The 20,996-nt window shown below is 57.9% G+C and carries 18 protein-coding genes; 6 read left to right on the top strand and 12 right to left on the bottom strand.

The genetic code is table 11. The annotated features are described in order from the left end of the window. Positions 1-2 precede the first annotated feature (2 nt). The 10 genes from AC1RR7_RS01030 to AC1RR7_RS00985 all read right to left on the bottom strand — a co-directional run bounded on the left by AC1RR7_RS01030 (position 3) and on the right by AC1RR7_RS00985 (position 12,300). Positions 3-266, bottom strand: a complete 264-nt coding sequence (locus tag AC1RR7_RS01030; protein WP_007951599.1) for a PAAR domain-containing protein — start codon at positions 264-266, stop codon at positions 3-5. A gap of 27 nt (positions 267-293) precedes the next feature. Then, positions 294-629, bottom strand: a complete 336-nt coding sequence (locus tag AC1RR7_RS01025; protein WP_102621696.1) for a hypothetical protein — start codon at positions 627-629, stop codon at positions 294-296. Positions 630-667: 38 nt separating this feature from the next. Then, positions 668-1,405 carry a hypothetical protein gene (locus tag AC1RR7_RS01020; RefSeq protein WP_493155772.1) on the bottom strand — a complete coding sequence of 246 codons (738 nt, stop codon included), beginning with the start codon at positions 1,403-1,405 and terminating at the stop codon, positions 668-670. A gap of 201 nt (positions 1,406-1,606) precedes the next feature. Further along, positions 1,607-2,602 (bottom strand): ankyrin repeat domain-containing protein, encoded by a 996-nt coding sequence (locus tag AC1RR7_RS01015; RefSeq protein WP_102621694.1) that lies wholly within the window; start codon positions 2,600-2,602, stop codon positions 1,607-1,609. Between the two features lie 139 nt (positions 2,603-2,741). After that, positions 2,742-3,005: a PAAR domain-containing protein gene (locus AC1RR7_RS01010; protein WP_102621693.1), complete on the bottom strand. Its 264-nt coding sequence runs from the start codon at positions 3,003-3,005 to the stop codon at positions 2,742-2,744. Between the two features lie 21 nt (positions 3,006-3,026). Further along, positions 3,027-3,368 carry an immunity protein Imm33 domain-containing protein gene (locus tag AC1RR7_RS01005; protein WP_371858324.1) on the bottom strand — a complete coding sequence of 114 codons (342 nt, stop codon included), beginning with the start codon at positions 3,366-3,368 and terminating at the stop codon, positions 3,027-3,029. 224 nt (positions 3,369-3,592) lie between these two features. After that, positions 3,593-4,066 carry a hypothetical protein gene (locus AC1RR7_RS01000; protein WP_102621692.1) on the bottom strand — a complete coding sequence of 158 codons (474 nt, stop codon included), beginning with the start codon at positions 4,064-4,066 and terminating at the stop codon, positions 3,593-3,595. Next, a complete protein-coding gene (locus tag AC1RR7_RS00995) occupies positions 4,066-8,754 on the bottom strand; it encodes an RHS repeat-associated core domain-containing protein (protein WP_493155769.1) in 4,689 nt (1,562 codons plus the stop codon). The genes AC1RR7_RS01000 and AC1RR7_RS00995 overlap by 1 nt, the downstream gene beginning before the upstream one ends. Continuing rightward, positions 8,751-11,657, bottom strand: coding sequence for a type VI secretion system Vgr family protein (locus AC1RR7_RS00990; RefSeq protein ID WP_493155767.1), 2,907 nt, complete (start codon positions 11,655-11,657; stop codon positions 8,751-8,753). Before AC1RR7_RS00990 ends, AC1RR7_RS00995 begins: the two co-directional genes overlap by 4 nt. 127 nt (positions 11,658-11,784) lie before the next feature. Continuing rightward, complete coding sequence (locus AC1RR7_RS00985; protein WP_007949952.1) at positions 11,785-12,300, bottom strand: Hcp family type VI secretion system effector; 516 nt, start codon at positions 12,298-12,300, stop codon at positions 11,785-11,787. 433 nt (positions 12,301-12,733) lie between these two features. Here AC1RR7_RS00985 and AC1RR7_RS00980 point away from each other — a divergent pair, with 433 nt between their 5' ends. After that, entirely contained in the window at positions 12,734-13,555 is an 822-nt protein-coding gene (locus AC1RR7_RS00980) for an aldo/keto reductase (RefSeq protein ID WP_096823053.1), read from the top strand. A gap of 29 nt (positions 13,556-13,584) precedes the next feature. Next, positions 13,585-14,055, top strand: coding sequence for a DUF1810 domain-containing protein (locus AC1RR7_RS00975; protein WP_096823054.1), 471 nt, complete (start codon positions 13,585-13,587; stop codon positions 14,053-14,055). Here AC1RR7_RS00975 and AC1RR7_RS00970 read toward each other — a convergent pair. Continuing rightward, positions 14,020-16,380, bottom strand: coding sequence for a DNA polymerase II (locus AC1RR7_RS00970; RefSeq protein ID WP_493155764.1), 2,361 nt, complete (start codon positions 16,378-16,380; stop codon positions 14,020-14,022). The two genes, AC1RR7_RS00975 and AC1RR7_RS00970, sit on opposite strands and share 36 nt — an antisense overlap. Positions 16,381-16,569: 189 nt before the next feature. Between AC1RR7_RS00970 and AC1RR7_RS00965 the strand changes: the two genes are divergently transcribed. After that, positions 16,570-17,010, top strand: a complete 441-nt coding sequence (locus AC1RR7_RS00965; RefSeq protein WP_096823056.1) for a CBS domain-containing protein — start codon at positions 16,570-16,572, stop codon at positions 17,008-17,010. Positions 17,011-17,154: 144 nt separating this feature from the next. Here AC1RR7_RS00965 and AC1RR7_RS00960 read toward each other — a convergent pair whose 3' ends face one another. Beyond that, positions 17,155-17,778, bottom strand: a complete 624-nt coding sequence (locus tag AC1RR7_RS00960) for a glutathione S-transferase N-terminal domain-containing protein (protein ID WP_273535774.1) — start codon at positions 17,776-17,778, stop codon at positions 17,155-17,157. 1,090 nt (positions 17,779-18,868) lie between these two features. On the opposite strand from AC1RR7_RS00960, the gene AC1RR7_RS00955 reads away from it, so the two are divergent. The 3 genes from AC1RR7_RS00955 to AC1RR7_RS00945 are packed head-to-tail and all read left to right on the top strand — an operon-like array spanning position 18,869 to position 20,839. After that, positions 18,869-19,684 carry an energy transducer TonB gene (locus tag AC1RR7_RS00955; protein ID WP_493155762.1) on the top strand — a complete coding sequence of 272 codons (816 nt, stop codon included), beginning with the start codon at positions 18,869-18,871 and terminating at the stop codon, positions 19,682-19,684. Between the two features lie 49 nt (positions 19,685-19,733). After that, the gene (locus AC1RR7_RS00950) at positions 19,734-20,438 is read left to right on the top strand and encodes a MotA/TolQ/ExbB proton channel family protein (RefSeq protein ID WP_007959058.1); all 705 of its coding nucleotides are present in this window, start codon (positions 19,734-19,736) and stop codon (positions 20,436-20,438) included. Then, entirely contained in the window at positions 20,438-20,839 is a 402-nt protein-coding gene (locus AC1RR7_RS00945) for an ExbD/TolR family protein (protein ID WP_007959059.1), read from the top strand. The genes AC1RR7_RS00950 and AC1RR7_RS00945 overlap by 1 nt, the downstream gene beginning before the upstream one ends. The last annotated feature ends 157 nt before the right edge of the window (positions 20,840-20,996 follow it).

The raw sequence follows: 20,996 nt of genomic DNA, 5'->3' as shown, positions 1-20,996 counted from the left end.
ACTCAGCTGATTACGGCCCCTTTCGGGCCACTGGCAATCAGCGCCGCCCCACAGGCGGTTTTCATACCGTCGAGCGCGATGGGCACGCCATCGACGGTGTAGGTGCTGCTGCCCTCGGCAATCGGGAAAACCCCTTTGCACAACGGGCAACTGACCTTGTGACCGACTCCGGCAATCGGTTTGCCGTTGAGGTCTGTCCGGGAGAAAGCTTCGAGTACCTTGCCACCGTGAGTGGTGGAGTCGCCCAAGCGAATGGCGTCTTTCATGGTGTCACTCCTTTGACCACGGCCTGTCTATTTGCACTGACGCACGATGCAAAACGCTTCCTTGAGCGGCACCTCTTCATCGTCATCACCATCCTCAAGACATCTATAGTTGCTGTCGCCCAACGCCGGAAGCATGGCTTGGTACAGGCTCAATGACTTGAAATTGACCTGAAGCCATAGAACGCTCTCACTTTCATAGATCAATCGAGCGTCATAATCAGCGCTGCTGTTGAGCGACTGATCTTTCAGGTAGAGGTCACCAGGCTGTTGCACGCGAACGCATGCGCCGCTGCCCCCTACTTTCTTCATTACGTTGCTGGCTGATGTGGTGTCGTCGAACACCAGCTTGCATTCATAACTCATTGCAAAAATAAATCCGCCCCCCTTTATTTGATTGTTATTTACATCTCAAACATACGCCTTCTCGCGAAAGGGGTTTTTATTGTGAAATTTCGTGTTAACGGTATTGGAGTCCGATTGGATTCGGTTCGAACCAAAGTGTTTGCGAGCTCTGAAAATTCGATTATCTGTTCCGGATGGCCTGAGATTAGTATTGCTCGAGTATCAGAGAGATCTTCACCTAGCATGACGACAGTGCACTTTTTTGAAAATAGCATTGCCGTTATTTTATGAAATAATTTTAATGAGGAGGCCTCAGAGAAATCTGTTCCTGAGGCTCTATACATCTCAGAGATTACACCGAGGATTTCTTTTTTATCACTTTCACTCAGCTCTATCTCTGATAAAAATATTAATGCATTCCACCCTTTGTATGTGGCAGTCAAAAGGGTTTTTATTTCTTCGCTGCTAGAGAGGGCAGAGAGGTCACAGAAATGATGTATCCCCTCAATGTCTAAGTCTAATTCCAAGTGTCTTCTTTTGTTTGCTGCGGCCAAGCCAAGCTTCCCAAACGCTCTTTTATGCTGGCCTAGTTTCTTCGCGATACTGCTACTGGAATCGAGCTCGGCAGCAAACACCGCATATATATTATGCCGAAAAAAAATGGGAGCCAAGCAATCAAAAATCAATCCATAAGCATAGCCTGTAGCCAGATACCATATCGAGTCGCATGAATTATCAAAGCGAAATCCTGCAGATTTCGAAGCAAGAACGGACCCGGCATCAACTACAGCTTTCATTGTGGACATCCTTTAGACTTTTGATTCTCATATGAATAATGCTCCCCGTTGACGCCGTGCTTGTTAAGGACGACAGATTTATTTAGTGCAAAAGTGATGTAAAAATAAATCCGTCACCTTTATTAAGAATTAAAGAAGCGATCTTCATATTTATTCCTTTAATTTTCAGAGAGCATTGAGCTCTGTTTGGCTCGATTGTTTTTACTGGAACAACTTAATAATGGATTCGGAATACAAATCCGGTACATCTTTTACTGATTTGAGTATGTTTTGACGGACGGTCTGACCTTTAACACTCGGGTCTTGTGCCACATATTCCGGGGGGAAAGCCGGTGCATCTTTATCAGCGCCGGCAGCCAGCAAAGCCTTCGTGCAATCCGGGTTGCTACGAATTGCACTTTCCAGCAATGGAGTGCCAACAGGCCATGCCTGCTGTTGAGGTGCGAAAGTATCAACGGAAGTGCCAGCCTTGTGTAGCAGGGCAATCCGCTGTTCAGCTTGTGGATCCGGTTGATCGTTCAATGCATAGGCGCGCTCGCAAACGTAATGCAGCGGTGTAGAACCCACCTTGCTGACGCCATAGGGATCGGTACCAGCAGCGATCAACAGCTTGATCAATTCCAGATTGTTCGCACCTTTGCCGATCAATGGAGAAAATCCCTGAGGCGTCAGCATCCGGGCATCGGCACCGGCCTGCAGCAGTAACTTTGTCACTTCGACCGACGACAGATTTTCTATGCTCACAGCTGCAATAAGTGGGGTATTGGTTCCGCCTTGAGCAATCACATTGGTGTCGGCGCCCGCTTTGATAAGGCTCTGCACTATGGGCATTGAGTCCTTCATGTCTTCTGGATCACCCATATGCCCCAATATGGATAACAGTATCGTTTCACCATTCTCGCTAATTGGCCGATTGACATCGATAGGAAACTCGAGAAGCCGATCCACCAGAACTGGACTCCTATAATAAGCTGCATGCCATAGAATAATAGCGTCAGGTTTCGCGCCTTCCGCAAGAAGTTTGTTTACGCTATCCAGGTCTTTCTGTTCTTTTGAATAGGCGTATTGAAGCACAGCGGTATCCAATTGCTTATAGGCGTCAACTGACTGCGCTAGCGCTACGTTCGTGCTACAGAAGCAAGCACCTGCGACACATGCAACCCACAGGCGGTTAAAAACAGAATTTAAATTCAGCATATAAAACTCATGATTGGGTAGTTAGCATCTACATTCAGACAATGCTAAAAGAACGACTTCATTCACGCTTCAATTGCCTTAGAACGGACGACGGGAGTCCGTGCCATGGAGATAGGCAATCCATTCACAAAATGTGGACTCAGCTGACAACCGCACCTTTTGGGCCGCTGGCAATCAGCGCGGCACCACAGGCGGTTTTCATGCCTTCGAGCGCGATGGGCGTGCCATCGACGGTGTAGGTGCTACTACCCTCTGCAATCGGGAAAATCCCCTTGCACAACGGGCAGCTAACCTTGTGACCGACCCCGGCAATCGGCTTACCGTTGAGGTCGGTTCGGGAGAAAGCTTCGAGCACCTTGCCACCGTGTGTAGTGGAGTCGCCGAGACGAATTGCGTCTTTCATGTTGTCACTCCTTTGACCAAGTTACTCAGCCATCCAGACGTCTTCGTACCCTTGGGTATCGATGATGAATTTTGCGCCCGTGGGCAAGCACAGATACTTCATAACCAGCGGTAGCACTTCGGGTAAATGTTCAATACAAATCGGCTGGTAAAAATCTATCGCCGTCGAATGCGTGCCGCAGTGAATGAACCAGCTGACATTCCCCCCATTCGGCAATCGAATGCGTGTGCCGTAAATGGGGGCATGTCCTAGCGACCCGGTGGCGATAGCGACCACGTCCTCTGGCGGAAGCACTGACATCCCGTATTTTTCGCATACCGCGTTCTGGACAGCGCTGGGATACCTCTGCTCTTGTTCGCTCACAGCCACTCGTTGCTTATCGATCCGATACCCTTCGATGGTGAATCGGGATCGTCAGTTTTCGAGCCACCGGCTCAACAACCTTTTATCATCATCGTCATCGAGATTTTTGTAGATAGCCTCGCATTCGAACTCATCGAAAAAAGAACAGCGTTGACCGGTCATCAGATACCTCTATTTGGCCAGAATTCTCGCCTAAATGGTGTCCGGTTTCATCAAGCCACTCCTCAATCGATTTTCCTTCGGTCTGCTATAAAGTCTTTGAAGACTTTAATAAAGCCTTGCCTTATATCAGGCAGAATTTTTTTAAGACCCAGAAAATAAAGATAGATTGGTGTTGTATCGCCCGTTCCCTCCTCAATCCAACGATCTTCTGTTCCAAAACAAAAAATTACACAACGTATGAGATTTGCAAAGTTCTCATCTGATTTACGGTGCTGCGCCTCTATCTCCCAGAGTTCTATCGCAAGCTTTTTTCGGAGATCACCATCGTTCTCTATACGCTCTCGCAGAATACCTTCTTCGATATATGGGATCAGCGTCTTTAACTTAGAGTCCGAAATGGTAGCTAGCACACCACCATCAATCAGACTCAGTAAATAACGAGCGTACTGGCGTGTCATTTCGCCGAAAGATACGTTCGCTTCGATTAACGCACCCTCAAGACGATCAAACTCTTTAACTTCAAGGCTATCAATCATCATACTGCTCCATCTTTTACTTTAAGCCTGCTCATAACCCCTGAGCACGAGGGACAAAACGGCATCATTTTACCATCATTTCTTGTAGTGGTTGATGTAGAGCCCTCCATAAGGTCTTTTAACTCATCAACCGTTTGAACATTGTGTTTCTTCGCAATGTTGCTGAGTGCGTCAGCCTCTCCACATTGTCCATGATAGATAGAACGTGGTTCTTTATGATCCTCGTAAAGCTCAGCTACGACGTGGTGGTGAACACCACCTCCTCCTGCGGTTGTGCTTAAACCTACAGCTGGATCCGGAAGCTTCCCCCCTCCAATATCAGTACGAGTTCCTTTATTGTTCGGAGTTATTCCTTTAACTCGAGCCAGCCCGAGGGGATCGACCCACTGTATTGGATTTGGAGCATATGAATAAAAATTCAAACCACCTGCGTAGCGGATAGGATCCTTACTGACAAAACGCCCTATGTTCGGATCATAGTATCGATGTCTGTTGTAATACAGATGTGTCTCATGGTCATGGTATTGCCCTTGGAACCGAATAGGGTTGGTCAATCCTTGCTGCTGCGCTAATACGGAACGCTGCTCCCGAATACCCCCCCAAGCCTTGTACTGGGCACTCCACGCAACCTCACCCTTCTGATCCGTCAGTTCCTGAGGCGTGCCTAGGTGGTCGCACTGATACCACGTCAGCATATCAATCGGCGAGGGCACCGGTGAGTGACTCCACAGCGGATCATCATCCAGGCTGTAGTCGTCGTCAGAGCTCGGCACTCCCATCAAGTTGATAGTGCTGTGCGTCAATGCCTGAGCCACAGGAACAAAGGTGCCTGGTTCGAAGATATAGTGAACAGTGCGCCCAGGCTCGCCATCGGCCTGCGCGGGACTGCTTTCCCACGCAAGGTTGTCGCCATCCCAACCGTAGAGCGTGAAGCCGCAGCCCAGCTCTCGTTGCTTGCGTGCGTGTTCGTTGCGGTTCCACAGGGAGCCGGCTTCAGGACGCTGTTTGTAGTGAGCGCGAGAGTTTTTGTGCAGGCGTCGCCCCAGTGCGTCATAAGCGAAATCGACCGCAAGGCGTGGATCTTCGAAATGCACGAGCCGGTCAAACAAGTCCCACTTCAGATCGCTACGCTGACCGTTGTGCCAGCGCTGGATCTGGTTGCCACGTTCGTCATAGTCGTAGTGAGTGCCGGCATACTCACGAAGCAGGTTATCGAGCAGTTTGCTGCGCGGTGGTGTCAGCTCCAGCGGGCGGCGAACTTCTGTCGCTTTGTCGTCGAGCAGGTTACTCGCCGGGTCGAAGGCGAAGGTTTCTACCCCTTGGCGTGTCACCGCGCTGAGCAGTCGGCCGACGGGATCGTAGCGATAGGCCAGGGGGCCGCGACGGCTGTCGTTGATGTCGGTCAGTTGGCCGGCAGCATCGTATTTGTACTCGCGCCTCAGCAGTGTCGATTTGTCATCGCGACGCCTTAGTCGCTGCTCCTGCAAACGTCCAGCCGGATCCCAGCTTTGGGTTTGCATCAGACGATTGCCTTGATGACGGGCGACTTCGCGGTGCAAGTCGTCGCGCTCGTAGCCGATCAGCTCATGCTCGTCCAGACGCATGCCGAGCAGGTGGCCACTACCATAGGTCAACCAACTGACGCGGTGACCATCTGGGCGAATAGTGGCAACACGCTGATTGAGCACGTCGTACTCGTGCTGCCAGATCGCGACCTTAGATTTTTCCAGACCGAGGTAGTGTTGGTGTTCGCGCAGAAGGTTGCCAGCCGGGTCGTGGAACCATTGCAGGCGGCTGTCGGCGTTGCTGGCCAGCAGCATGTTACCGTTGCCATCGTAGGCGAAGGTCTCGCTTTGTGACTGATCGCCTAAGGTCGCGCGACGCTCGGTCAAGCGGCCCATCGGGTCGAAGCTCACCGAGATGACGCGTTTGCCATTGATCGATTGGGCAAGGCGACCCGTTTGAGCATCGTATTGATAGCGCGTGGTGCGGCCGTCGAAGCCGCGTTCTTCAAGCAGGCGTCCGACGGGGTCGTAGTGGAAGTGCGCGCGTTGTTCGTTTTCGTTTTCCAGGGCCGTTAGCCGGCCGAGACGGTCCCAGCGATAGCGCAGGGTTTGCTCGGCGGCATCGACACGTTCGGCGATCAAACCGGCCGCGCTATAGCTCCAGGTGGTGCAGCGATCGAGACCGTCGACATGCGTCAACAGCCGGCCTTCAGCGTCGCGTTCAAAGCGCTCTTCAGTCTTGTCCGGGTGCTTGATCAGCACCAGTTGGCCAGCCTTGTATTCGTATTCGGTGGCGTTCCCGGCAGCATCGGTGAAGCAAATCATCTGCCCCAGTTCGTTGTATTCCCAGGCGCTGGTCTTGCCTGAGCAGTCGACGTACTCGACCAGTTGCCCGGCGTCGTTGTAATCCAACGTCTTTTCGTTGCCGTTGGCGTCCTTGATCGCGGTGGGCTGACCGGATTTGTTGTAGGCGTATTCGGTTTTGTTGCCCAGCGGATCGAGCGCTTCGACCAGGTTGCCTTGGTCGTCATAGGCGCGTTGCCACTGACCACCCTCGGCGTCGCTGATCTTGATCAGCATGTCTTGGTCGTCGTAGGCGTAATGCATCACCGTGTGATCGGCTCGGATGTGTTCGAGCAAGTTGCTGCGTTCATCGTAGCTGTAGCGATCGGTGCTGCCGTCGGCATTGACGCGGCGCACGATGTTCTTGGCCTCGTCGCGGAAGAACCATTCCGAACGCTCATCCGCATAACGGATGCGGTAGGTGTAGCCAAGGATGTCGTAGTAGTGCCAGGTCTCGTTGCCGAGCGCATCGGTGACATAGGTCAGACGGATGTTTTCGTCCCACTCCAGGCGCGAGTCGAAGCTGCCGTCGTCCGCCCATTCGCGGATGGCTTTAGCCTTAGCACCCGGACCGTCCCACTGCAGGTTCATGCCGCGTCCGGTGCGGTCGGTATAGCGGGTGATCAGGTGATGCTGGAACTGATACGACCAGACTGCGCCGTTCTCGTCCTGCGCTTGAATCAGGTCGCCATAAGCGTCGTATTGGTAGGCGCAAAGTTGTCGCAACGGTTCGCCGTCAACGATCTGCCAGAGGCCGATGAACCGGCCGTGGTCGTCGATCATTGTGCCGAGGTGAAGGTGGACCTTGCTGGTGTCGTTTTCCTGATAGGTGATCAGGTCGGAGAGCACCGAGTGTTCGCCGTGCCGATGCTCGTAATGCAACATGATCCCGGCGCCGTTGCGCAGCGAAATGTTGGTCAGCACAAAACGCTGGCCACGGCGGACGTAGGTTTCCTTGCGTTCGAAACCACGACACAACAGCAACTGCTCCTCGCCACTGCGAACCAGGGTGATGTTTTCAATGGCGTCGTAGTGAAACAGACCGACTTTGGGCAACGGATAGCTATGGTCGCGGCCATCGGCGTCGTAGAACGTCAGGCCATCGTCCACGCAGTCGAAACGTGTGGTGAACTCGCTGACCCAGCGAGCGCCGATTTCGCTCTGATCGTAGGCGTCGAGGCGTGAGTTGTAAGTGCGTGTCCATTCGATCGGGAATGGGCCGGGCAAGCTGAAATCGGTATGGCTGAGGCTTTCCGAACCCAAGGCGAAATTGATGCTGAAGTCCGTGGCACATTTGCAAGGGCCTTTCTTTGGATTGGGCGCGCCTTTCGCCGGTGCCTGTTGGCCGTGGGCGGCCAACTGCCCCTCAGATGCCGTACGCTTCGCCTGTCCGGTCTTCTCCGGATGGACGGAGGCGTTCTGGCCATGGGCATTGCGCTTGCGCCACAACGTCACGGCGCTGGAAAGAATCAGCAGCAACCAACCGATGGAGTTCTGAACGGACTCGTCGTCCAGCTTGCTCAACTGGGTGCGCAGCTCCGGACCCATCGCCCGCAGTTTCGCGGTTTCCGTGGCAACCCGCTTCTTCACCTCATCGGGCAGCAGGTGATCGGCCGCACTGTTGGCCAAGCCTTTGCCTGCGGCCTTATAAGCGCTGCACGCGGCGCCGAAGATGTTTCCGAACGATGCAAGGGGATCATTCTTGAATTGATCGACCGCCGCACTCGCTTGTGCGCCAGCCGCGTTTAGGTCGCCCTTGGCATCAAGCTTGCCATTGGCCACCGTCTCGAGGCCTTTGGCAATCTCGTTGACGACGTCTTCGCCCAGCTTGCCAGCGTCCGCCAAAATGCCCGGCAGCTTGCCTTTGGCCTGTTCAACAAAATCATCCAGCGTGCCAATAATCGAGGCGTTCAGGTGACCTACCAGCACCTCGATCACGGAGGTGCTGAGCAACAACTTGCTGCTGGCCCTCATCTCCTGACGCACCAGAAACAGCGTCGGACGCAGGGTCATTCGGGCTGCCGCCATCGCCGGTGGCAACGGCAAAACACCGATCAGGTTGATGCCCAGACTGGCCCAGGCGAGCAGATCACGCTTCTGCGCATTCGACAACGTGACGATGTCACCCAGCGCATCGACCAGTGCCATGATGTTGCCCACCACGGGTAAGGCGCCGGCGACGTTCTTGATCCGATCTAGGGTGACCACGCCGCCACTGGCCGATTGCAGCCAGGCATCGAAAGTCGCCGCACCGCTGGCGACGTCCTGAATGTCGATGGCATTCAGGGGAACAATAGCAACCTGAGGTTCACGTTTTACAACAGCATTTTCAGTCGTCATGACAGCATCTCACCCGCCAGCAGGCCCGGGGTTTTCAAGGAAGGTTTTGGAAGCGTCGGCGCCGGCAGACTCGGCAACTTGCCCGCCTTGCTCGCCGCCCCGAGCAGCCCGGAAGCACTCGGCATCGCCGCACTCGCCAGTTTCGGCAGCCCCGCCGCTCCGCCCTGCACGGCGCCTTTCACCTGCTGCGCCGTTTGCATCGCGGCTTGTGCGGTCTGCATCGCACCCATCCCTGTCTGTGCCAATTCCTTGCCCTTCTCCAACAGATCCCAGTTCTTGCTCGGCAGCGCCTGCGCGACCATCGCCTGCACCTGACTCGGAATGTCTTCCGCGCCCGGCGGATTCAACGGCCATTCCGGTTTGCCGATGTAGCTGCCTTCACTCCAGGTGTCCGCCGGATCCTTGCCGAACAGCACGCGCGCCGGCCCCGGTGCGGCGCCGGCGACGCTGGCGAAGCCCTTGCCGTCGAGCTTGCCCTTGATGCTTTTGCCCAGCGCATCGATGACTTCGTAATCGCCTTCCTTGATGCCCTGACGCCCGGCGTACTGGTTGAACAGCTCCAGATTGCCCTTGCCCGGTTTCGGCGGTTCCGGGAACACGCCGGCCAGGCTCTTGGCGCCGGTGTAGGCGAAGTTCGCCGCGTGGGCGGTGTACGGGCCGCTGGTGGCGTGGGTGATGCCGCCGGCGTTGTAGGTCGTGGCGCTGCCGCCGCCCTGGATCACCAGTTCGGTCTTGGCGGTGATGGTGATGCGGTCGGCGTTGGCGGTGATGTTGAGTTTGGCCAGCAGGTTGATGCTGTCCTTCAGTGCCTTGACGTCGATGTCGCCGGACGCCGCCACCAGACGCCAACCCATGCTCTGCACGAACAGGCGCATGCCACGGCTGGCACTCGCCAGCAAGCGTTTACCGATGGAAAAACTGGTGTGGCCGGTGCTGCTCAGCGCCAGGTGTTCGCCGGTGGCGATGTGGCTGGAGCGCGGTGTGGTCAGGGCGATGCCGGCCGGGCTGGCGAGTACCAGATGCGGCTCGGTGAACTCGGGGAATTCGTTGGCGGTGAGGTTTGCCGGACCCGAGCCGAGTACGCCTTGGTGCTGGGCGTGCAAGGCCTTGGCCACGTCGTCCTGATCGCCGGCCTCTTGAGCCTGAAGCTCTTTGGCTTGTGTGGCGAAACCGTCCTGTTGATCGCTGGCGGTGGCCAGACGTTCGGCGGTTTCCGGCAGGTCCTTGTGGTGCTTGGATTCGTTCGGGCGCGGCTCAGTGGTGATCAACAGACCGGCACCGGCACGCACGGCGCCGTGGCGGTCGGTGCGCAACTCGAAACCTTCGCCGCGCGGCTGGCCGCCGCTTGGGCGCGGGTGGGTCAGGTAACCAAGGTTGATCGCACTGGCGCCGTGGTCACTGCGCAACGCAATGCTGATTTCGCTGGTGGTGTCGTCGATGCGCAGTTCGTTGGCGCGGCTGCCCTTGTATTCCTTGCTCTTGACCGTGGCCAGGGTCTTGAAATCCGGCAGTTTGTACGGCGGCAGGTTGGCGCCGTGGTACAGGCAACCGGTGATCAGCGGCTGGTCGGGATCGCCTTCGAGGAAGGTGATCAGCACTTCCATGCCGACCCGCGGAATGTTGATCGAGCCAAAGGTTTCAGCCGCCCAGCTGGAGGCCACGCGCATCCAGCAGGTGGTCTTGTCGTCGTGCTGGCCTTCGCGGTCCCAGAAGAACTGCACCTTCACCCGGCCGTACTGGTCGCAGAAGATTTCTTCGCCTTCGGGGCCGGTGACCACGGCGCTTTGCGAACCGAGGACTTTGGGTTTCGGGTGGTCCAGCGGCGGACGGTACGGCACGTCCCAAGGGATGGCGTTGAAACGGTTGCGATAGCCCTGGTGAAAATCGTCTTTGTTGTCGGTGGTGTCGCTGGTCACCGACTCTTCCAGCACCTGCGGCTGTTTGCCTTCGTGGAAGATTTCAGTGAGCAGCCAGAGGTCGTTCCACGTCGGGTTGGCGTGGTCGGTCAGGGCCAGAAAATGCCCGGAGACCAGGATCGGCTGGTCGCTGTTGCCCTCGGCCAGGCGATAGTCGCTGCGGTGGCGTTCGAGGTTGCGGTTGGCCAGATGCTTGCCGCGCTCGCGGTCCACGAAACGCCCCGGGTAATCGTAATCTTCCAGGTCCGGCTGGGCGCTGCTCTTGGCGTCACTTTCCAGCTCGATCTTCGGTTTGACGAAGTCGTAATCGCGCCGCGTGGTGCGGCTGGTGCGGGTCGCCAGGCGCAAGCCGAAACGCTTGACCACCGGTTTGTCCGCCACCAGCCCGGAGTCCTGCTGATAGGCCACGGGCGCGAGTTTCGGGAACACCGTCTGGTCATCGCCGAAGGTCAGTTTGTGGCCGCTGGACGTGTGCTGGAAGTGGTAGTGAATCCCCTCCTCTTCGCACAGGCGCTGGACGAAATGCAGGTCCGACTCGTCGTACTGCGTGCAGTAGATCCGCTCCGGGTAGATCGCGCTGAGCTGGAAGTGGTAGTCGCTGGCAAGAATGCCGTGTTCTTCCAGCACCTGGCTGATGATTTGCTGCACGGTCATCTGCTGGAAGATGCGCTGGTTGAAACGGTGTGCGAGGTACGAAAGCTGCGGGCGCAGCGAGATCTTGTAACGGGTCAGGCGCTTGCCCGCCTCGCCCTGAGCGATGCTGTAGATCAGCCCGTGGATCCCGGTGCCGCTCGGCGACAGCTGAAGAAACGCCAGTTTGTGCAGCAGGCTTTCAAGGTTGATCGAGGCCTTTTCGCTGACCAGCTCCAGCTCGAATTCGAAGGGCGTGTTGAGGGCCTCCCGACCGGTGAACGACAGCACCTGGAAATCGCTGTCCGCGCCATCGATGGTCAGGTTGAAATGAGCCTGGTTGGCCGGTGAGAACATTCCCTTGTCCCTCGCACAGTGCTGCGACGCCGCCAGATCGCTAAGGATCGGGCGGCAAAAATTCTTTGAGTAGTGAAGGTGCCTCGACCGGCGAACCCGGCCGAGGCGGTACAACCATCAGCCGCGATTAAACGACTGGAGCACGCCAGTCATCGGAACCCGAAGTACCGGAGACTTCGTGGGTCCAGGTGATTTTGCGGTAGGTGAACTGCACTTCTTCCAGGTGGGTGAAGTGCGCGTTGCCTGGATCCTGGCAGTTGTGCATTTTGTTGTTGATGGCGACGATGATCGCGTCTTCCAGTTTGGTGGTGTAGTAGTGCTCTTGGGTGCCTTGCGCCGAAGTGCGGTACCACTGGATAACGATTTCGCTCATGCGCTCGCCGGAGGTCAGTGCTGCTTGCAGCAGAGGCGAAGCCTTGTCGTAGACCTTGGTGATCACAACGGGCTTGTGAACGCGCTGACCGGTTGGCTGACCGGATTGTGGGTCACGCGGGATGATCACGTCGTGGGTGAAAGCCTGAACCATAACCTGGTCTTCGTGGCCTTCCTGGTAGGTGTTGCCAACGGAGTCGGCGGTGAAGGCGCCGGCAGTGATCAGGCCTTGTTTTTCGCCGGTAACCGACATGTACGCTGGTGTTGCCATGGGGTGTGCTCCTTGCTGAATCGTTGGGTGCGCCGATAGGTGATATCACCCAAGAGGCGGCCAATGGCCATCAATTAGCATGCCAACTTTTTCAAACCCTTATAAACCGGGGGCTTGGTAAGTTTTCTTCGTAGATACGGCGAAAACTCCCACTGAATTCGTCGAAAAGTGCGCAAGAAGTTGCGCAGTACTGTGCAACTTCTTGCGCACTTGGCTGTAGGCCTTGATCGGCAAGGCCTGTAGCGGTTTTTAACTTGGTTTTATTACGGACAACTGCGCAACTTCTTGCGCAGTTGCGAAACGCCCGTTCAATACATCGGAGCAACAGAACCTCGCCATAAACGCCTCAACGGGCCGACACACCTCATTTGGAACCCATGGGCTATCCTGCTGCCCACTTAAAGGTATCGACCGTTTCAGATAGGAGGTTTGAATGCGTACCCTCGAATTGGCTGGCGTGCAGGTTCCGGTGATCGGCCAGGGCACCTGGCGCATGGGCGAAGACCGCTCGGCGCACACGCGTGAAGTCGCGGCCCTGCGCAGTGGCATCGAACTGGGCATGACCCTGATCGACACCGCCGAAATGTACGCCGAGGGCGGTGCCGAAACCGTGGTCGGTGAAGCCATCGCCGGCCTGCGCGATCAAGTGTTCCTGGTGAGCAAGGTCTACCCGCACAACGCCAGTCGCAAAGGCATTCCCCAGGCTTGCGAACGCAGTCTGCGTCGGCTCGACACCGATTACATCGACCTCTATCTGCTGCATTGGCGCGGCCAGTATCCGCTGGAAGAAACCGTCGAGGCCTTCGAGCGTCTTCGCGAGGACGGCAAGATCGGCCGCTGGGGCGTGTCGAACTTCGACGTCGGCGATCTTGAAGAACTGTCGAATTCGGCCTGCGCGACCAATCAGGTGCTGTACAACCTGGAAGAGCGCGGCATCGAATTCGATCTTTTGCCGTGGTGCCAGCAACAGCGCATGCCACTGATGGCGTACTGCCCGATCGGCCAGGGCGGCGCGATGCTCGCGGAAACCGTGCTGAAACAGATTGCCGTTCGTCACGGCGTGACCCCGGCACAGGTTTCGCTGGCGTGGATTCTGCGTCAGGATGGGGTGATTGCAATTCCCAAGGCAGTGCGTCCGGAACATGTGCAGCTCAATGCACAAGCGGCGCAGCTACAGCTCGATGCCGGGGATCTGGCGGCGCTGGACCAGGCGTTTCACGCGCCACAACGCAAGCAGCGGCTGGCCATGGTCTGAGCCACCGCCGACGGGCAGAGGGCTTCGCCATGAGAAGCACTGATCAGTACGACCCGTTCAACCTGCAACGATTTGTCCTGGCCCAGGACCCGGTGTTCGAACGGGTGCAACGCGAACTCGACGAGGGCCGCAAGCGCAGCCACTGGATGTGGTTTGTATTTCCGCAGTTCGCCGGGCTCGGGGGCAGCGAGATGTCCCGACGCTTTGCCATCGGCTCGGCCGGGGAAGCCAAGGCTTATCTGGCCCATGAGCTGCTCGGCGCCAGGTTGCGCACGTGCGCGCAACTGGTGCTGAACGTGCAGCAGCGTTCGATTGCCGAGATTTTCGGCCACCCGGACGATCTGAAATTCCACTCATCGATGACCCTGTTCGCCCAGTTCGCCGACGAAAACAGCCTCTGGCATCAAGCGCTGGAGCGTTATTTCCACGGCATTCAGGACGAGTGGACCCTGCAACTGCTGGACTCAAAACAGGCCCAGTTGCCCCCCGATCAGGGTTGAGAAATCGTCGTCGACAAACGGCAGAATCGCATCCGCCACCGGTTGCAGTTGGCGGGTGATGTAGTGGTCGTAGTCGATGGCCGCGCGGCGCACTTCCAGCGGCTCGGGGCCGGCCAGGGTGATCACGTAGCTGATCCAGCCGCCGTTCTGGTATTGCCGCGGGCGACCGTGCTGCGCGTTGTAGTCGTCGGCCAGCCGTGCAGCGCGCACGTGGGGCGGCACGTTGCGTTCGTAGTCGTCGAGGGTTCGGCGAAGACGCTTGCGGTAGACCAGTCGCTCGTCGAACTCGCCGGCCAGGGTCTTGCGCACGTATTCACGCACGTAATCCTGATACGGCTTGCGCTGGAAGATCCGCTCGTACAACTCCTGCTGAAATTGCCGGGCCAGCAGCGACCAGTCGGTGCGCACGGTTTCCAGGCCTTTGTAGACCATTTCTTCTGTGCCGTCGGCGCGGGTCACCAGACCGGCGTAGCGCTTTTTGCTGCCCTCCTCGGCACCACGAATAGTCGGCATCAGGAAGCGTTTGTAGTGGGTTTCGAACTGCAATTCGAGGGCGCTTTCCAGCCCGTACTGCTCACGCACATGCTCGCGCCACCAGTCGTTGACGTACTGCACCAGCGCCCGGCCGATGGTCGCCGCTTCTTCCTGACCGTGGGGGCGACGCAGCCAGACGAACGTCGAGTCGGTGTCGCCATAAATCACCGCATGCCCCTGAGCCTCGATCAACTGCCGGGTACGCAGCATGATTTCGTGGCCGCGCAGGGTGATCGATGACGCCAGCCGCGTATCGAAAAACCGGCAACCGCTGGAACCGAGTACGCCGTAAAAGGCGTTCATGATGATCTTCAGCGCCTGGGACAGCGGCGCGTTGTGTTCACGCTTGGCGGTCTCGCGGCCCTCGGCGACCCGGGCGACGATGGACGGCAGGCAATGACGGGTACGGGAGAAACGGGCGCCGCGAAAACCTGGCACCGAATCGCTGTCGTCAGGATGCTGCAAGCCTTCGATCAACCCCACCGGATCAATCAGGAATGTGCGAATAATCGACGGATAAAGACTCTTGTAGTCGAGCACCAGCACCGATTCGTACAGCCCCGGTTGCGAGTCCATGACAAATCCGCCGGGGCTGGCCTGCGGTGGATTGGTGCCAAGGTTCGGCGCCACAAAGCCCTGGCGGTGCATCAACGGCATGTACAAATGAGTGAACGCCGCCACCGAACCGCCGCTGCGATCCGCCGGCAGGCCGGTGACGCTGGCGCGCTCCAGCAAAAATTTCAGCAGCTCGGTCTTGGCGAAGATCCGCGTGACCAGTTCGCAGTCCTTGAGGTTGTACTTGGCCAGCGCCGGTTTGTCCTCGGCGAACATGCGGTTGATTTCGTCCATGCGCTGGTACGGGTTGTCGATCGACTTGCCCTCGCCGAGTAGGGTCTGGGCGACGTTCTCCAGGCTGAACGAGGGGAAGCTCCAGGTCGCCGAACGCAGGGATTCGATGCCATCGATGATCAGCCGCCCCGCCGCTGCCGCGAAGTAATGAGTGCGGCTGCCGTGTTCGCGCCACTGCATTTCCTCACCGCCGCGCCCGAGCTTGAGCGGCACGCCAAGGCGTCGGGCGTGTTCGTGGAGAATGCGCAGGTCGAACTGCACGAGGTTCCAGCCGATGATCGCGTCGGGATCGTGGCGGGCGAACCAGTCGTTGAGTTTCTTCAGAATCAGTGTGCGCGATTCGCAGTACTCAAGGTCGAAGTCGACAATGCTGTCATCGCCATTCGGCGCGCCGAGCATGTACACCTGCCGTTCGCCGCAGCCTTCCAGCGCGATGGAATACAGCTCGCCCTGCTCGGTGGTTTCGATATCCAGCGAAACCAGCCGCAGTGTCGGGCGATAGTCGGGCGAAGGCTTGAGGTGGGCGTCGAGCAGCACACCGTCGGCATCGGGTGTGCCGCTGAACCACACCGGCGCGGTGATGAAACGCTCCATCAGGTAACGCTCGGGCGGTCGCACATCAGCTTCGAAGACATCGACACTGTGACGGTTAAGCGCGGTTTCCAGACGCATCAACTGACCGTGTTGCTGGCAATACAGCCCGAGCACCGGGCGATGTTCGAAATCCTGCAGGGCCAAGGGGCGCAGTTCGACGTTCTTTTCGCCCGCCAGCACAAGCTCGGCCTGCTCACGCTGCGCCGCCGGGATGAACGCCACCGATGGCTGATGCGGCAGGCGCACACGGCGCGGCCCGGCGTCGGTCGCCAGCCAGAACTCGACTTCGGTGCCGGCCGGGGTGTCGCGCCAATGCCGGGTCAGGACGAAGCCCTGCTGTAAATCCACCACTGCGACCTCAAGAATTGATTCAGAAAGGCATTCTACGCGGCATTGCAGCAACCGGTGGCACAGGCCTCGCAATGAAAAAACCCGTCAAATGACGTTTTTTGCGTGTTATCTGCCGTTTTGCGGCCTTGCTCTGCGCGCCTGCGTCTACGATGCTTGGAGAACAACGACAACACCTGAGTAACCACCATGAAAACCGTCGCCCAGCTGCTCAAGCTCAAAGATCAGAAAAATCAGGAAGTGCACCAGATCAAACCCGATCACATGGTGCTCGAAGCGCTGATGAAGATGGCCGAGAAAAACGTCGGCGCCTTGCTCGTGGTGGAGGACGATAAAGTGGTGGGCATCATCAGCGAACGCGATTACGCGCGCAAACTGGTGCTGCACGGGCGCTCCTCGGTAGGCACGCCGGTACGCGACATCATGGTCGCAAACGTGATCACGGTGGACACCCACCAGACCGTCGACACCTGCCTGAGCATCATGTCCGACAAACGTCTGCGCCACTTGCCCGTGGTGGAAAACGGCAAGCTGCTGGGCCTGCTGTCGATCGGCGACCTGGTCAAGGAAGCGATTGCCGAACAGGCCGAGCTGATCAAACAGCTGGAGCAGTACATTCGCGGGGAGTGATGCCTTCACCCTGATCGTTCCCACGCTCTGCGTGGGAATGCCTCTTGTGACGCTCTGCGTCACGCTTTGGGACGCGGAGCGTCCCGGGCTGCATTCCCACGCGGAGCGTGGGAACGATCAACGATCAACATCTGATTCGATTTCTTAACCGGGCCAATGTCGCGCGAAGACCGGCGCCAGCACCGGGTGCCGGTCGATGCGTTGCAGCCATGCATAAAACCCCGGCCGGGCCTGGCGCAGGTGTTCGCGGGTGCCAGCCCAGCGCGTCACCACTGCCGCCAATACATCCAGTGCTCCCGGTGTTTCATCGTCCAGGTACAGCTCGGCGGAAAACTGGTCGGCGAACACTTCCCACATCCAGTGCAATCGCTCCCGGGCGCCCGCCATCAGGTTCTGTCGCGATGCTTCGTCCGGCATCACCAGCCAACGCTCGGGGTAATCGATGACACCGATGGCTCCGTAGCAATTGTTGACGATGTACACCAGACCGCGAATCGCCTGATCACGATCCGCCGCGTTGGCCGGCAACAGGCCCGACGCAGGGAAGCTCAACCCCAGGTGAATCAGGATCGCCGCGCTTTCAGTGAGCGCACTGCCATCGGGTAGTTGCAAAGTCGGAATCTGCTTGAGCGGATTGAGCCTGGCCAGTTCCTGCGCCGCTTCGGCGCTGGCTTCGATGTCGATGAAGCGATAAGCGATCTGGCACAGCTCTAGCGCCGCCTCGATGGCCGCCGCCCCTGAATTGCGATGTCCGTAGAGCTGATACATATCCCCTCCTCCACTGCGAAAGGCATCCTGCCTGGCCCTATTTATAGCTGTTGTATCGAATTTGGCACGGATTGCGCATTCATCGGCAGCTTGCGAATCCCTGATCTCGCAAAACAGCGCTGGCGGTGCCCATCCCGCACCAAGAGCAATCAGCGAACGCTATCCGCGTTCTTGTAAGGTGCGATACCGAACCAAAAGTTCGCGTATCCGAGCTGGCAACAAGGAGTTCACCGCGTGAATCTTCATCTGCTGCGCCATTCTCTTCTCTCCGTACCCCTGTACCTGCGCGGTGTTCGTCCTCCGAACAGTCCGTGCATTCCTTTTATTACCTGAACGCCAGCACTATTTATTTTTTAAATAGCATGCAAGAAGTCATTGCGTGCGCGCTGCATTAATGAACGCCAGAAAATATTGTTCGACAATAACTTCCAGACAGCACACCGCTACAACTTTTACTGTTCGGCGTTAATGTTCGGCGCGCACCAAAACTGCACTTTCAGTCAATACACCGCTCAAGCGGAACGACCGACTCTACTTAAACAAGAACAAGGAACATCGCCTGTGACCCGCTAAAACACTGACCCGCACCAAATCAGTCCGCCACGCACCATCACGCGCCCTGGCTGACACGAGAACAGCCGCTCTATCTCGCTGAACAGCGCGATACCGCGCCCGGCCTGTCTCGCCTTGAAAAAAGCCCTGCAAACAGGGCCTTCGGGAGGTTATGCGCCCATGAAAACCGGCGTGCTTGATGAAACTTATATAAATGCGACATACGTATCAGTCGAGAAATAAACACTACACAATGGGTCACTCTTTGGCACAGCGGTTGCTATTGCATCAATCATGAGGGCAAGAATGAGACAAGCCACTCAATTGCACACTCACTCATAAAAGAACAGCCACGGACCGGGTCAATGAACAATCGAAGTCGATGTTACTGAAGCAATAAGCTGCACAAGCCCTGTTCAATAGATAGTTCAACTATCGGCTTCTGCACACCTGTATGAAAGTTGCGACCACTCACTCGAACAACGCTTTGTTGTTCGAACGGCACCTTATTGCCCTTCATCCACCCGAGGGAGCTTTAATGAACGATGCGGTAAAGCACAGAACGCCGCCGGGGCCATTACGGAACGCACCACTTGCGTCTGTGGCGGGTCGGCCCATCTATAAGGCCAACACTTCGCAGCCCGGCGGCCTGAACAAACAGCAGATGCTGTTGCTGGTGGCGGTGTCGGCGTTGATACACGGCGGCGCCTGGTGGTTTTTCCAGCAGGCCAGGGCCGAGCCGTTGCCCACGCCACCGGAAATTCCGGAAATGACCGTCGAGCTCACCAGCCCGACACCTCCGGCCCCGCCGACACCGGAGCCGCCGCCCCCTCCGCCGCCTCCCGAACCGGAACAACCGGTGGAAGACGAGGACGCGGTCAAGCCACCGCCCAAACCGGTGGAGAAACCCAAGCCGATCGAAAAACAGAAACCGGTCGAGAAACCCAAACCGGTGAAAAAGGCCGAGCCGCCGAAAGCGCCGCCCGCCCCTGCGCAACCGGCAGCGCCTGTCGCCCCGGCCACCCCGAGCGCGCCTCCGGCACCTGCTGCGGCACCGGGCCCGGTGAAAGAGTCGGCGGCGATTTCCGGTCTCGCCAGCCTTGGCAACCCGCCGCCGGAATACCCGTCGCTGGCCCTGCGGCGCAACTGGGAAGGCAGCGTGGTGCTGCGGATTCAGGTGCTGGCCAACGGTCGTGCAGGCTCGGTGACGGTGACCAAATCCAGCGGCAAGCCGCAACTGGATGACGCAGCGGTCGCGGCGGTGAAAGCCTGGAAGTTCATTCCGGCCAAACGCGGCGACACACCGATCGACGGCTTCGCCACCCAAACCATCGATTTCAAATTGCCGCAATGACGGCGCGACAACCGAACTCACAACCGATTAACGCAAGCGAGGTGTAGCCATGAACGATTCTTTGTCTTCGATGATTGTCCCCGGCGTGCTCTGGGGGCTGGTGCTGTTTTCCGTGGTCAGTTGGGCAATCCTGCTGGTCAAGTCGGCGCAGTACCTGCGCCAGAAAACCCAGAACAGACAGTTCAGCAAAGCCTTCTGGGGCGCGCCGGACCTGCTGACCGCCGCCGAGCACGCCAGCCAATATCCGGGCTCGCTGGCGCGGATCGCCAGCAGCGGTTTCGAAGCCTTGCTGGTGGAGGAATCCCCTCGCACCACCCAACAACTGGCGCACACCATCAACCGTTCCGACCGACTGGAGCGCAACCTGCGCCAACAGATCCAGAAGGAACGCCGCTCGCTGGAAAACGGCCAGGCGATCCTCGCCAGCATCGGCAGCACCGCGCCGTTCATTGGCCTGTTCGGTACCGTGTGGGGAATCATGGAAGCCCTGCAAAGCATCGGCGCCAGCGGTTCGGCCAGCCTGGAAACCGTGGCCGGACCCATCGGCCACGCACTGATCGCCACCGGCGTGGGGATTGCCGTCGCGGTGCCGGCAGTGCTGATTTACAACTTCTTCCTGCGGCGCCTGAAGCTGGCCTCGGCGGACATGGATGACTTCGCCCACGACTTCGACGCCCTCGCCTCGCGCAGTGCGTTTTCCATCAGCCGCCAGGCCATCGCCAAGTCCACGGCCGCCGTGCGGGAGGCCAGCTGATGTCCTTTTCCACTCAAGACAGCGATGAAGTGCTCAGCGAAATGAACGTCACGCCGCTGGTGGACGTAATGCTCGTGCTGCTGGTGGTGTTCATCGTCACCGCGCCGCTGATGACCAATGCGATCAAGGTCAACCTGCCGAAAACCGACGCCGTCGCCCCCGCCGAAAAGAAAGACCCGGTGGTGGTCAGCGTCGATCAGGACGGCAAGTTCTTCCTGGCCAAGACCGAGCTGGCGCCGGAATCACTGGAGGCCAGCCTCAAGGAGGTCAAGGCCAAGGACGCCGAAGTGCGCGTGCAGCTGCAGGCCGACTCCGCCGTGAATTACGGCCAGGTAGCCAAAGCCATGGCGTCCATCGAGCGCTCGGGCATCACCAAAATATCGGTGATGACCACCCGCTGACGGCGGTGCCGGGCGCGCTGTGAGGGACGCGCCCGACACCGTTCGTTGAATCCCGTCGCAATCGGCCGACCGAAAAAACGCACCGCGTCTTCGGAGGGGATCGGCTTGCTTGAAGAAAGTGGTTTTCGCGGCGCGGCACCACCGTGCTCCGTGCAAA

This window comes from Pseudomonas sp. GW821-FHT11G12, from assembly GCF_058808055.1.
Note: the sequence above shows the minus strand (reverse complement) of the source record. Positions and strands in the feature narration are given on the sequence as shown.

Coding starts and splice junctions, on each gene's coding strand:
- AC1RR7_RS00995 (WP_493155769.1), bottom strand. CDS start 8,754: ATGACGACTGAAAATGCTGTTGTAAAACGTGAACCTCAGGTTGCTATT.
- AC1RR7_RS00980 (WP_096823053.1), top strand. CDS start 12,734: ATGCGTACCCTCGAATTGGCTGGCGTGCAGGTTCCGGTGATCGGCCAG.
- AC1RR7_RS00975 (WP_096823054.1), top strand. CDS start 13,585: ATGAGAAGCACTGATCAGTACGACCCGTTCAACCTGCAACGATTTGTC.
- AC1RR7_RS01030 (WP_007951599.1), bottom strand. CDS start 266: ATGAAAGACGCCATTCGCTTGGGCGACTCCACCACTCACGGTGGCAAG.
- AC1RR7_RS01025 (WP_102621696.1), bottom strand. CDS start 629: ATGAGTTATGAATGCAAGCTGGTGTTCGACGACACCACATCAGCCAGC.
- AC1RR7_RS00990 (WP_493155767.1), bottom strand. CDS start 11,657: ATGTTCTCACCGGCCAACCAGGCTCATTTCAACCTGACCATCGATGGC.
- AC1RR7_RS01000 (WP_102621692.1), bottom strand. CDS start 4,066: ATGATTGATAGCCTTGAAGTTAAAGAGTTTGATCGTCTTGAGGGTGCG.
- AC1RR7_RS00960 (WP_273535774.1), bottom strand. CDS start 17,778: ATGTATCAGCTCTACGGACATCGCAATTCAGGGGCGGCGGCCATCGAG.
- AC1RR7_RS00985 (WP_007949952.1), bottom strand. CDS start 12,300: ATGGCAACACCAGCGTACATGTCGGTTACCGGCGAAAAACAAGGCCTG.
- AC1RR7_RS00955 (WP_493155762.1), top strand. CDS start 18,869: ATGAACGATGCGGTAAAGCACAGAACGCCGCCGGGGCCATTACGGAAC.
- AC1RR7_RS00950 (WP_007959058.1), top strand. CDS start 19,734: ATGAACGATTCTTTGTCTTCGATGATTGTCCCCGGCGTGCTCTGGGGG.
- AC1RR7_RS01020 (WP_493155772.1), bottom strand. CDS start 1,405: ATGAAAGCTGTAGTTGATGCCGGGTCCGTTCTTGCTTCGAAATCTGCA.
- AC1RR7_RS00945 (WP_007959059.1), top strand. CDS start 20,438: ATGTCCTTTTCCACTCAAGACAGCGATGAAGTGCTCAGCGAAATGAAC.
- AC1RR7_RS01010 (WP_102621693.1), bottom strand. CDS start 3,005: ATGAAAGACGCAATTCGTCTCGGCGACTCCACTACACACGGTGGCAAG.
- AC1RR7_RS01015 (WP_102621694.1), bottom strand. CDS start 2,602: ATGCTGAATTTAAATTCTGTTTTTAACCGCCTGTGGGTTGCATGTGTC.
- AC1RR7_RS00965 (WP_096823056.1), top strand. CDS start 16,570: ATGAAAACCGTCGCCCAGCTGCTCAAGCTCAAAGATCAGAAAAATCAG.